Origin of the sequence: Paenibacillus sp. FSL R5-0908, assembly GCF_038006245.1 — a bacterium.
GTDB lineage: Bacteria > Bacillota > Bacilli > Paenibacillales > Paenibacillaceae > Paenibacillus_AQ > Paenibacillus_AQ odorifer.
Genome location: NZ_JBBOUV010000001.1, coordinates 7,367,844 through 7,380,024, shown reverse-complemented (window position 1 = coordinate 7,380,024; position 12,181 = coordinate 7,367,844). Strand labels below are relative to the sequence as shown.

The following is a 12,181-nucleotide window of genomic DNA, read 5'->3' as shown; positions in this document are numbered from 1 at the left end:
GGAGTTCCATTTTCGTGGGAAGTATGGTAGAACAATAGAAGGAGTATTAGGCCGCAGCGGCACAGAAAGGGATGCTTGGTTGAATGTATGTAGTATGTAAAGAACATGTAGAGTTAGCCATCGACAAATTTGTGGACGAGTATGAGGATGCACCTGATATTGTGGACTTGAAGGAGACCGAGTTCTCGGACTGGGACCCGCCGGCCAAATGTGCGGAATGTGAGAAGAATGCGGAATATTTAGTGGTCTAAAGGACTGTTAAAATTTATTAAAAACACCTTGCAGTCTCGGAAATGGGCCGCAGGGTGTTTTTTTTGCATGAAATAGTATATGTGTTAGCCGATTAGGTCTTATGCATCTGCTGCATCTACTATGTCGGTCAGCGAGCTGCTTCGGTTGCCTCGGCGGTAGAGAATAGCTGAGATGATGGCGATCAATGCGGCAATAGAGAGTCCCCAGTAGATATTGGAGTAGGCTGCAGAAAGCGGCAGTCCGCGCTGCCATTCCAGAGCGCTTGCGGCCATAGCCACGCTGAACGCGCCGCTGAAGAATTGCAGCAGCTGGAACAGGCCCATCCCGGAGCCGATTTGCGAAGAAGGCAGAATCCGAGAGATTTCATTGGATACACTACTGGACAGTGTCGTGAAGGCCAGACTCATAATCATATAGATGAACATGACGGCAATCCATGACCGCCCAGCAAAGAAAGCGAATAGGATGGTAGCGGTCAAGACGAGCAATGGTGCAAAACGCAAAATTCCCGCATTGCCATAACGGTCAATGATTCGCCCGACGGAGCGGGAGACAAAGATGGCGAGCAGCGAACCGGGAAAGATCACAAGCCCGGCATGGCTTGCGCTGAAGCCGAAACGGTGAGTCAGAATCTGCGGCAGCAGGAATAACGTGGCAAAGCTGCACAGGTAGGAGGCAACTCCGATCAGAGCCAACACGAGATATGAGCGGTTACGGAAAAGCTCCGGCATCACGAATGGATCAGGTGTGCTGCGGATACGGCCAACAAATAAAGCAATGGCGACAATTCCGGCGATCAAGGCAATCCACAGCCCGCTGGTCAGGAACAGCAGGAGCCCGGTCGTGCCGACGCCCAAGAACAGCCCGCCAAGCACATCAAAGGAGCCGCGGGTGGGTACTTCTTTGGGCAGCAGGATAAGGAACAGCGGCACTAGAAGCAGAATAGCTGCCGTTACAGAGAATAGCCAAATCCAGCCGAGATATTCGACGATGGCTCCGCCCGCGACCGGCCCAAGCCCTAGACCCAGCGAGACGGCTGACATAATTGTCGCCATTGCTTTGCCGCGGCGGGCTTGCGGGATATAGCGGGTAAACAGGACAAGCGACAAGGACATTACTGCGCCCGCGCCTGAGGCCTGGAGAATGCGTACGATAAGCAGGAAGATAAAGTTGGTGCTGAAAAATCCGGCAACAGCCGCGAGGCCCAGCGTCAACAAGCCTATAACTAACAGACGGCGAATTGGCAGAAAATCAGAAAGCCGGCTGTACGTGATTGAGGCAATCGAGAACATAATGGAATACCCGGTGACAATCCAAGAAGCGGACGCAGCCGTAATCCCGAAGGCTTCGGTCACATCAGGCAGCGCCAGATTGAACATAGCCGTATTCATGATGACGAGAACCACAGCGACACTGAACAGCAGGGTCAGCAGGCCTTCTCGTGGAAGAGGCACTTCCGGAACGGAGGCTTCATGAACCGCATTCGCGGAGAGGTTATTTACTGAAGTCATGTGCGAAGCACTCCTTTTATTATTGTTTAATAGTTCGATTACTTACGAACAATTGAAATATAGCATGCGTTGATATAAAATGCAATTAGGAACAAAAATATTTTTTTCGCATTCATTGTACGACAAAAGGGGATAATCATCCGTGAAAATACTATTTCATCCGGATCGCAAGGACATTCAGCTTGCCTCCGTATTGTATGCACTCAGCGATCCGATTCGCTTACATATCGTATCGGATATTCACTTAAATGGAGAACAGGCTTGCAACGGCTTCAACGTCCCGATCGCAAAATCCACCATGTCTCACCATGCCCGTACTTTGCGCGAGTCAGGGGTTGTTTTTACACGAGTTCAAGGAACACAGCGCATGTTGTCCCTGCGGACTGAGGATCTTAATGCACGTTTCCCAGGCTTGCTGGACTCTATATTGAGCGCTTATGAAGCTGGGGGGAAACCGGATTTTGTGATGGAGGAGCAGGAAGATAGTAAGTAGGGATGGATTGAACCTGCTGAGGGCCAGGAATACATGAAATTCTAGATTCAGGCAATCTAGGAATACGTGGGATCAGGAGATCCATAGATTGCATGAAAAATAGGACATTTAGGGACTGCGCAAGAGTAGGTCGTTTTAATTGTCGTTTCTTTTCCACCAAATATGTGATAGAACAGAAGGTACTTACTAAAACTACAAGGGACGCCCAGTGCGCGTCCTTTTGCTATTTCTATAGAGGATTATGACAGGAGGCACTTATGCTTATTCAAATTATTGGCGTAGGAAAATTGAAGGAAAAGTACTTGATCGATGGCATCGCGGAGTATGCAAAACGACTGACACCATACCTGAAGTTTCAGGTCATTGAGGTGGCAGATGAAAAAGCACCCGATTCTCTAAGCGAAGCAGAGGTCGTGCAGGTAAAGGGACGCGAGGGCGAACGCATCCTCGCGCAGATTAAGAGCGAGGCGCATGTCATTGCGCTCGCGATCGACGGCAAGCTGTGGAGCTCGGAAGAGCTTGCCGCAGAAATTGACCGGCTCGGCACCTACGGGACGAGCCATGTCGTGTTCGTCATTGGAGGGAGCCACGGGCTCTCCGACGAGGTCATGCGACGCGCGCAGCAACGCATGAGCTTCGGGCGCATGACGCTGCCTCATCAGCTCATGCGCCTGGTGCTGGTGGAGCAGGTGTATCGCGCGGTGAAGATCAATCGGGGGGAACCGTATCATAAATAGTGGTAAAGCGGAGAACAGAACTCAATATTAGTTTAAATGACTTCAACTGCACAGCATAACGGTTGAAAGCCAACACATTGAAATAACAAAAATGTAAAAAGAGCCTCCACTTCGATTTTAGTGGAGGCTCTTTTAAGGCTGCTAATCAATGCGCCAGATGCTCGCTCATACTTATGTAAAATTAAATGTTTGCTACTTGGAAATGATAGGCACTAATATCCAAATGTAGGAAGACATTTTGTATATAAGCGCTGCCAAGCATTAACGTTATCGTTGTTCTTCCATATCGTTCGGTAGATTACCGTCATATCTAGACCCCTATGAGGAGTGAAGAGTTTATGGTTACCTCAGCTGAGAGCGATATTCAGGATATTGTAGGTATGCTTCGTGACGCTAATGATGAGAAGATACGCGTGGCGAAAATGTACTTAAAGAATTATTATGAGATACGTCGCTCAGAGCAAATGAGGTCATTTAAAACAAGCGCACAAGCCATTGGCTTGTGCGTTTTGCTGCAGCTTAAGTATAGTTCTTATTTTATGATTAATGGTAATAGTCTGAAATTTGATTTTCTAATAATCTTATTAATTTAAACGGGAGCGGCATGCAAAACTTGCTGTTACAGACAAAGCGCTGAACCGTATCACAAGTAACTACAAATTTTTTTGATTTATGGGTCATAAGGAGGAAGAAATGACTGAATTACTAGCTCCAGCAGGAAATATGGAAGCTTTAAAAGCTGCAATATCTAATGGTTGTGATGCAATATACTTAGGAATGCAAAAATTTGGTGCACGTGCATACTCGTCTAATTTTGATTTAGAAACGTTAAAAGAGGCTGTTACGTATGCGCACCTGAGGAACGTTAAAATCTATGTTGCCATGAATACCATCGTTTTCGAAAACGAAGTTGAAGAGATGAAAGTGCAGATACAGGAATTAAATGAAATCGGTGTTGATGGCATTATTGTCCAGGACCTGATTGCTTTCGATTATATCGTTAAAAACTTTGTTGATATGGAAGCACATTGTTCAACTCAAATGGGAATAGACGATGTAGACGGAACTTTATTATTTAAAGAACTTGGTGCGAAAAGAGTTGTTCTGTCCCGTGAGGTCAAGATTGAAAAAGTAAAAGAGATCAAAAGAATAGCTGAAATCCCTTTAGAAATTTTCGTTCACGGTGCTTTATGTGTATCTTATTCGGGGAATTGTCTAATGTCAGGATTGCTCGGCAATCGATGCGCAAATCGCGGAAGATGTGTGGGTTCATGCCGTAAGGAGTATGAACTAATCGATAAGACAACAGATACATCTTTAGGGAAAAGCTATATTCTATCTACTAAGGACTTGAACACCATCGATTATATCCATGATTTAAAAGAAATCGATTCTTTAAAAATAGAAGGCCGAATGAAGGCGCCTACGTATGTTGCTAATGTTGTATCCAAATATCGCAAGGCCTTAGATCATAAAATAACCGAAGAAGACAAAGAAAATTTGAAAAAAACATTCAATAGAACATTTACTAAAGGGTATTTGTTTCACGAAGACAGGAGAAATATTACAAACATCTTAAAACCTAATAACTTTGGTTATGAAATTGGAACAATCAGCGGGATTGTTAAAGACATGTATGAAATAACACTTACACGTCCTTTAAATCAGAACGATACCATTCGAATCAGTCACAACAATGAAGATGTTAATTTAACGGTTGCCAAACTGTACGATAAAGATGGCGAATTAATCAACAAAGCAGAGGATGTCTGCTATATCAAAATCAAAGAAAAGATGTCTAAGGGAGATTTAGTATATAAAACGAAGGATTATTTCTATAACAAAGAATTAGAAGCATCACTGGAAAAAGAATTTAAGCGGTTTGACCTCGATATTAGTGTATATGCATGTCCAGATTCAAAGCTTTTCATAGATGCGGAAGGCTTAGGCTTTAATTATTCCTATGAAAGCGAGGAAATACTGGGCGAAGCCATTAATAATCCAACAACAAAAGACCAGGTCATCAAGCAATTCTCAAGATTAAATGATACGATATTCGAACTTAATCATGTTGAGTATGAGGAATGCAATGCATTTATTCCAGCTAAACTGTTAAATGCCGCAAGAAGAGATATTGTACTGGGCTTGTATGACTTAAAGCTTAACAGCCAGCAGAAAAGAACCAAGGCTTTGGAAGCAAAAGAAAAAATAAGCTTTGCCCCTGGAAAACCATACCTTACGGCCTCTGTAACGACTAAGGAACAGTATGATGCTTGCGTGAGCTGTGGAATTAAGGAAATCTATTACGAAAATGTGGTTAGAAGAAATCAGAATGATTATAAGGAACAAGAAGGACAGCTACTAATTGGAGGATATGGGGGGATTAATCACTATAGAGAAACAAACCCGTTTGTTACGGACTATTCTCTAAATGTTATTAATGCCACTAGTTGCTATGAATTATATAAATTAGGTGCAAAGCGAGTCACTTTATCTTATGAATTGAATAAAAGCCAAATTGAAGATTTAATGAATGCCTATGTTAAAGAAAATGACGGCTATCCTGCACTGGAAATGATTGTATATGGCAGGGCTCCTTTGATGTTTACGAAATATTGTCCGATGAAAAAAATGAATCAATGCAGAATTTGCAAAACGAAGAGCTATGAGTTAAAAGATGAGCACGGAACGTTCCCTATCATTTCCCATGATGATTGTACAACGACTCTCCTTAACGGGAAGACGCTTAATCTTTTAGATGAGCTACAAGATATCCAAGGAATTGAGGCGCTCAGATTAAACTTTACAGTTGAATCCAAAGAGCAGGTTGTGGAAGTCATTAATATGGCCTCAGGCAAATTAAATGGCTCTATGAATAATGCAGTCTTTAATCAGGAAACAGACACGAGAGGACATTTTAATAAAGAGATTGTGTAGGTAGCCAAAGGGATGACGCTGTCTTCCTTGCTAATCGTTCAGCTTAACATAAAAGAACAAGAAAGAGCCGCCCAGAACCGGGCGGCTCTAAAACCTGTCGCTTCAACCATCGCAGTGAACGTGTCAGAAGTAAGGAAAAGTCTTTTGGAGAGGCCGACTGCTTTTCAGCAGAAATTCCCTTATCGTTGAATCTACAACAGACCACTTAATTTGCCGTCTTATTGATAAAATCAATCTCATTTCTGATCCCTTTATGGGCGTCATTCCACAGGCCCTTTGTCAGGCGAATGCGCAGCAGGCATGTGTTAGGGTCTTCGTCGTTATTGGCTTCGTTATACCACCCGGCGAATATTGTGCGCAGCTTTTTCATCATCTCCGCGTTTTTCTCGTCACATACCCAGCCCAAGTTTTCACCGATACCATCGGCCGTAAAGTTTTCGACGATGACACAAACAGCAACTTCGGGGTTTTGGGCGATCTGCTGCATCTTGCCTGAGGTCGCGTAAGTGACGGTGTAGAACGCGCCGTCCTCATAATATGCGTCCACAATGCGGGCGGCGGGACGGCTTTTGCCATTGGCCCCCGGTTCCAGCGCGATGGTGGACAATGAGATTAGGCCGTCCTTGTTACCCGCTTGTTCTTCCAGCAGCTTCATGGCTTCGTCGTACTTGCTCATTATATAACCTCCTAAAGTGTCATAAGGCATACATTATTAAGCTTATCATTGTAAAATCTTAGTGCATGTGAAGAATAATACGATAAAAGATTAAATCGCCATCAATCCAAGCTTATACTCGATGGTCTCTTTTTTTCCATTTAATCTCCAGTCTACAAATATATCTATTTTTTTTATGCAATAGACATTGTAAATTACCCTGGTCCTATTGTAGAATCAAGAAGTTGTCGAATAATGGTGTAAAATGCCATCCTTGGAACTCACTAGGACGACGGACTCATTGATATTTTTAGAGTAAGAAGGGGGAAGAAACAATGTTATTCCAAGCAGCACGCCGTAAACTCAGTCTGATGATTGTGTTTGCCCTATTATTAAGCACTCTTACGCCACATATGGTGTTTGGTGAGGCCGCGCAGTTCAAAGACATCACAGGCTCTTATGCGCAAAAGGAGATTCAATCATTAACTGAAGCAGGAATAATCTCAGGTTATGAAGATAACTCTTTTAAACCGAAAAAGGCTATGTCACGTGCCGAACTGGCGAAAATCATAGTCCTGTCGTTGGGGCTAGAAGCAAATGCTGATCAAGCCGCACCGTTTAAAGACGTTGCCGCGAACAGTTGGTATCGCGGTTATGTAGGTGCATTGGTAAAGGCAGGCATTACGGAGGGGACATCGGCCACCACCTTCAGTCCTAATGCAAATGTCACCCGTGAGGAGCTGGTCGTGTTTTTCATCCGAGCTTTCGAATTGGATGAAACAGCGAAGAAGCTTCCGGTTGATAGCAAGCTGTCGGATATCTCAGAAGTGTCCGAATGGGCAAAAGCGCAAGTATCCCTTGCCTTCAAAAATGGTTTCATCAACGGGGTCCAAGGCAGTGACGGCACTCTGAAATTCAAACCGAAAGAGCATGCGGAGCGCCAGGCTCTGGCTCGTCTGGCTTATGAGTTCAAAACCAATAAGTCAGTATATGTCGAGAAATCCAAACAGCTTCTTGCTGAAGAGCTTAATAAGGGCAAGAGTCCTGAGGCAACACCGACTGCCACCCCGGCAACAACTGACCGCGGGACATCTGTGACAGCACCGGCGCCGGGAGCTTCAGGTCCGGGAACGCCAGCATCGGCAACCCCAGCACCGGCAACCCCAGCACCAGTGACACCAACACCGACACCAACATCGGCACCGACACCAACATCGGCAACCCCGGCACCGGCAAATGCTCTCCAGGTTGTGGTGAAGGGGGAGATTTCAGATGCCATTTATGTGGAAGAGCCAACAGAAGTTATATTCCGCTCATCGATTAATGCGCCAGGAACGGTAATTGCTAGTGTCTATCGAGTAGATGACAGCGGCAAAGTGATTTCGCAAATCATTTCGTTGTACGATGACGGTTTGGAAGCCCATGGAGACAGTCTTGAGGCAGACGGACTGTACAGTGGCAAAGCAGTATTGACTGAAAGTACGGAGGGTTACATAAATCTGCAGGCGTTTGTGGGAGATGTGCCAAGCAGCACAGTTTTTAAATTATCTGTAATGAAGCATCTTACGGATGAACAGCTTGCACAAACGGAAATCATTGAAAATAATACACAGAGTAAGCTTGATCAACTGGCTACTTCATATGGTAATTTGCAAAAAGCAAAGGAAGAAACTGTGGCTTGGCTCCAAACCCAAGCAGAAGTAGAGCACGCTGGGATTTCGGGTGAAGGAGGAAGCATCTGGTATTTGCTGGACAACGGGATTCTAGGGGGGATATCCGCAGCTCCTGAAAATACAAAAGGGTTAAGCAGCACCGTAGAAGAGGCTGCGTCCAGTACTGCATTGGCGGCTGAGGCGCTAACGCAAAATGTGGAACAAACCGTAGCCACCATAGGAAGCCAGCGGGTTGCTGTAATTTCTCCGTTCTCCGGCACACTTCCATCTTCGACTGTATATGACGCTGTATATGACAGCTTCGACCAGTCGAGTTACCCTTTCCTTGTGGAAAGAGTAAAGGACACCGCAGCGGGCGTTAATTTCTTTAAAGGGCTGAATCAGTATGGCGTCGTGGTCTTGGATACCCACGGAGATACTTATTATGATGAAATAGTGCTTCAAAAGCTCCATAATAAATACGGCATTGATTTCAAATACGCTGGACCGCAAGTCATGTTCCTGACAGGAGAAAAGGCAACGACAGAGAGCAAAAAGACCTATGAGTTGGACTTGAAAAAGGGAAGATTGGCTATTATATCCGGTTATTATGCTATTACACCGTCTTTTATTACACGGTACAACGATATGCTTCCTGATACCATCGTATATAATGGCAGCTGCCGCAGCGCGTACAACGATTCCATGGCAGATGCCTTCATCAACAATGGTGCTGGCACTTATTATGGATATACCGATTATGTAAAGCTTGCATATGATCAAGCTATTGCTAAATCCGTATTTACCGCTTTAAACGATGAGAACGTGACAACCGAAAAAGCCTTTCAAGCAGCAGTGGCTGCCCATGGAGCAAACGATGGGTTGGCAGCATTCTTCATGAAAGGAAGCAGCATTGGCACTAAGACCGAAGGGGTCATCAACGGAACCTTTGAAAACGGAACTTGGACCGGCTGGAATGGAAACGGCGATGTTCGGGTGATCTCCAAGCTGGGACCGCTTAAACCGACAGAGGGGAACTACATGGCTATTATCAGCACTGGCCTTGGGTATGAAAACAATGATCAAGGAGGATATGACTACAATTCAGATAGTTATATCGAGCAAAGTTTCATTGTTCCGGCGGGTGCAACAACCCTATCGTTTGATTACAATTTCATTTCTGAGGAGCCTAAGGAATTCGTTGGAAGCAAATTCAATGACACGTTCCGAGCAACGGTAACTTCCAGTGTATACATTAATACGGCTTCCCTCATTACTTCTCACATGAATGGCGGCAATACAGTGACGTCCAGTGTCTATGGTAATGATTCTGTTATTATCGGGGCTGAATCGATTAATGAATCCACGGCCTATTGGATTGAAGAGAACAAAGTAGCGATTGATTTCTACGGCGGGGATCATACAACATACATGACGAATTGGAAGCATGTACAATTTGATGTCAGCCAATTTGCCGGCAAGGGCTCCATTGTCCTTCGGTTCCATGTTTGGGATCAAGGAGATAGTATCTACGATACGGCGGTACTAATCGATAATGTAATATTAAAGTAATCAAAAAACGGCTGGATCAGGGGAACCTGACCAGCCGTTTCTTTTGGAAATAAGCTAATGGGCTTGCGTTCGGATATGGATTCCAAATAAAGTGTGCATATTGCACATAATTTGTGTTATGCTTTATTATGTGCAATATGCACATAATATGGGGTGGAAGAAGGGTGTAAATATGAGGGCAGCAATCGTAAAGGATAAGGGGACGATTCCCGTAATGGGTCATTGTGCTTCCCCCGTTGGGACAGAGGGGTTAGTTATAATTAACGTTACGGCCACAGCCTTGAGTCGAGTTAGCAAGTTCCGTTCAATGGGTATGCACTATTCTTCTGAAGATAACTTTCCAATTGTAGCCGGTATCGACGGTGTAGGAACTTTGAAAGATGGGTCTCGTGTTTACTTTGCGCTGCCTACTGCACCATATGGCAGTTTGGCTGAGCAAACAATCGTCAACGAAAAGCTGACTGTCCGTTTACCAGATGGTATTGATGATCTCACTGCTGCCGCTATCGCCAACCCTGCTATGTCGTCATGGGCTGCATTGGTATTTCGAGCTGGTTTTAAATCCGGTCAAACTGTATTGATTAATGGCGCTACTGGTGCATCCGGTAGTTTAGCAGTTCAGATTGCTAAGGGTCTGGGGGCCAAGAAGGTCATTGTAACAGGACGCAACGAATCAAAGTTGCAAGCACTTGAAGCTGATGAGGCCATTGCATTTGATATGACAGCCGACAACGGTCAAAAAATGTTTGAAAACGCCCTAATGCCAGTTATTGCTGAAGGTGTTGATGTTATATTGGATTATCTTTGGGGCGACAGCGCACTCGCCATCATGTCAGCTCTTGCTAAGGCGAAAACGGATCGTTCAACCCGTTTTGTAAGCATTGGAACTTCATCTGGCCAAGAAAGCATTCATTTACCTTCATCTCTTTTACGCTCATCAACAATCGAACTCGTAGGTAGCGGAGATAAGAGTGTTTCTAAAGCTGATATGCTATCTGCTGTTAGAGGTGTCTTTGAAATGGCTGCCGAGGGGAAGATAAAAATTACCACAAAAGAGTTCGCTCTAGAAGATATTGAAGAGGCTTGGAATGCCCCGCTAATGCCTCGTCCTGTTGTAAGGGTGAAATAAAATGGAAAACGATATTTTTAAAGCACTGATCGATTTAGTTTCCATTATCAATAGGCCAGACCGTGATAAGAAGATGATTGCTAATGCTGGCGTAAATTTGGAAGCAGCAACCTTTCGTGTCTTTGTGGGCATCGTGCATCTCCAACCGACTAGTGTTGGTGATTTGGCCGCCATGATGGGAAAAAACTATTCGAGTGTTAGCCGGCAAATTGATAAGTTAGAAAACGCGGGGTTGGTTCATACGTATCCATCAAGTGCAGATTCCCGCATTCGTGTGTCTGAATTGACGAAAAGCGGGGAGGAAATCAATGCAATGATTAGCCTCACCCGTGAACGCATTTTGCATGAAGCTTTGGATGACTGGACTCTAGAGGAAAAGAACAGCTTATTGAATAACTTAAGGCGTTTATTTGAATCGTTGCAAAGATTCGACTAGTTGCAGATTATGACTGTTCACACACAGCTCAATGTTTATTGCGATGGTGGATATTCGGGTAAAAGGAATTACGGATTCAATGGGGAACCATTCTGAAATCGGATTTACGAGGAAGCCGCAAAAATGCTAAAACGCTACTGACACAACGTTGTCAGTAGCGTTTTTGTATATTAGGGGTATAGCGAGTAGCGCAGTGTTTTGGAGATAGGGTGACCTTGCTCATAATCTTATTATAGAGGTGGAATTTATTCATGAGTAATATCAAATGGGAAGTGGATCCGGACCACAGCTCCGTCGAGTTTTCGGTGACGCATTTAATGATTAATAAAATCAAAGGAGTATTTGAGCGTTTCCAGGCTATCTTAAGTTTTGATCCCAACGAGTTAACAACTATGGGTATTCAGGCTTCCATAGAGGCAAATAGTATCACAACTCGCCAAGCGCAAAGAGATGAACATTTGAGGGGCGACGACTTCCTTCATGCTGCCAAGTATCCAACCATTGCATTTCAAAGCACCAACTGCGTCTTTGCTGGTGAGCGGCAATATGAACTTACAGGCAATCTAACTCTGCATGGAGTAACCCAATCTGTTACTTTTCATACTGTTTTTGAAGGACTAAACAAGGACCCCCGCGGACGGGAACGTGTAGGGTTTCATTCAACAGCCAGTATTGATCGTAATGAATTTGGTTTGAAATTCAACTCGCCTCTGGAAACCGGTGGAATTATAGTCGGAAATGAAGTGAGGATCGAGCTTTGTATTGAGGCAATTAAAATACTGTGAACCGTATCACAAATTAATGTAT

12 protein-coding genes are annotated in these 12,181 nt (G+C 44.4%); 10 read left to right on the top strand and 2 right to left on the bottom strand.

Translation table 11 applies throughout. The features are described 5' to 3' along the window. Positions 1-83: 83 nt before the first annotated feature. Positions 84-251: a CxxH/CxxC protein gene (locus MKZ09_RS33705; protein WP_063829780.1), complete on the top strand. Its 168-nt coding sequence runs from the start codon at positions 84-86 to the stop codon at positions 249-251. A 99-nt stretch (positions 252-350) separates the two neighbouring features. On the opposite strand, the gene MKZ09_RS33700 is transcribed toward MKZ09_RS33705, so the two are convergent. Next, a complete protein-coding gene (locus MKZ09_RS33700) occupies positions 351-1,763 on the bottom strand; it encodes an MFS transporter (RefSeq protein ID WP_081394186.1) in 1,413 nt (470 codons plus the stop codon). 142 nt (positions 1,764-1,905) lie between these two features. On the opposite strand from MKZ09_RS33700, the gene MKZ09_RS33695 reads away from it, so the two are divergent. The 5 genes from MKZ09_RS33695 to MKZ09_RS33675 all read left to right on the top strand — a co-directional run bounded on the left by MKZ09_RS33695 (position 1,906) and on the right by MKZ09_RS33675 (position 6,119). Next, a complete protein-coding gene (locus tag MKZ09_RS33695; protein ID WP_076132896.1) occupies positions 1,906-2,256 on the top strand; it encodes an ArsR/SmtB family transcription factor in 351 nt (116 codons plus the stop codon). Positions 2,257-2,513: 257 nt separating this feature from the next. Then, positions 2,514-2,993, top strand: a complete 480-nt coding sequence (rlmH, locus tag MKZ09_RS33690; protein ID WP_036677839.1) for a 23S rRNA (pseudouridine(1915)-N(3))-methyltransferase RlmH — start codon at positions 2,514-2,516, stop codon at positions 2,991-2,993. 338 nt (positions 2,994-3,331) lie between these two features. After that, positions 3,332-3,586: a hypothetical protein gene (locus MKZ09_RS33685; protein WP_076132895.1), complete on the top strand. Its 255-nt coding sequence runs from the start codon at positions 3,332-3,334 to the stop codon at positions 3,584-3,586. A gap of 100 nt (positions 3,587-3,686) precedes the next feature. Continuing rightward, positions 3,687-5,930: a U32 family peptidase gene (locus tag MKZ09_RS33680; RefSeq protein ID WP_076132893.1), complete on the top strand. Its 2,244-nt coding sequence runs from the start codon at positions 3,687-3,689 to the stop codon at positions 5,928-5,930. Between the two features lie 12 nt (positions 5,931-5,942). After that, complete coding sequence (locus tag MKZ09_RS33675) at positions 5,943-6,119, top strand: hypothetical protein (protein ID WP_179089520.1); 177 nt, start codon at positions 5,943-5,945, stop codon at positions 6,117-6,119. Between the two features lie 16 nt (positions 6,120-6,135). Here the strand turns inward: MKZ09_RS33675 and MKZ09_RS33670 are convergent, their stop codons facing one another. Continuing rightward, positions 6,136-6,606 (bottom strand): pyridoxamine 5'-phosphate oxidase family protein, encoded by a 471-nt coding sequence (locus MKZ09_RS33670; protein ID WP_076202236.1) that lies wholly within the window; start codon positions 6,604-6,606, stop codon positions 6,136-6,138. Positions 6,607-6,920: 314 nt separating this feature from the next. Between MKZ09_RS33670 and MKZ09_RS33665 the strand changes: the two genes are divergently transcribed. From MKZ09_RS33665 to MKZ09_RS33650, 4 genes are all read left to right on the top strand, one after another. Beyond that, positions 6,921-9,809, top strand: coding sequence for an S-layer homology domain-containing protein (locus tag MKZ09_RS33665; RefSeq protein WP_076202233.1), 2,889 nt, complete (start codon positions 6,921-6,923; stop codon positions 9,807-9,809). Between the two features lie 172 nt (positions 9,810-9,981). Next, a complete protein-coding gene (locus MKZ09_RS33660) occupies positions 9,982-10,938 on the top strand; it encodes a quinone oxidoreductase family protein (protein WP_076202230.1) in 957 nt (318 codons plus the stop codon). 1 nt (position 10,939) lies between these two features. Further along, positions 10,940-11,374 carry a MarR family winged helix-turn-helix transcriptional regulator gene (locus MKZ09_RS33655; protein ID WP_036682401.1) on the top strand — a complete coding sequence of 145 codons (435 nt, stop codon included), beginning with the start codon at positions 10,940-10,942 and terminating at the stop codon, positions 11,372-11,374. A 251-nt stretch (positions 11,375-11,625) separates the two neighbouring features. Next, positions 11,626-12,159, top strand: coding sequence for a YceI family protein (locus MKZ09_RS33650; RefSeq protein WP_076202227.1), 534 nt, complete (start codon positions 11,626-11,628; stop codon positions 12,157-12,159). Positions 12,160-12,181 lie beyond the last annotated feature (22 nt).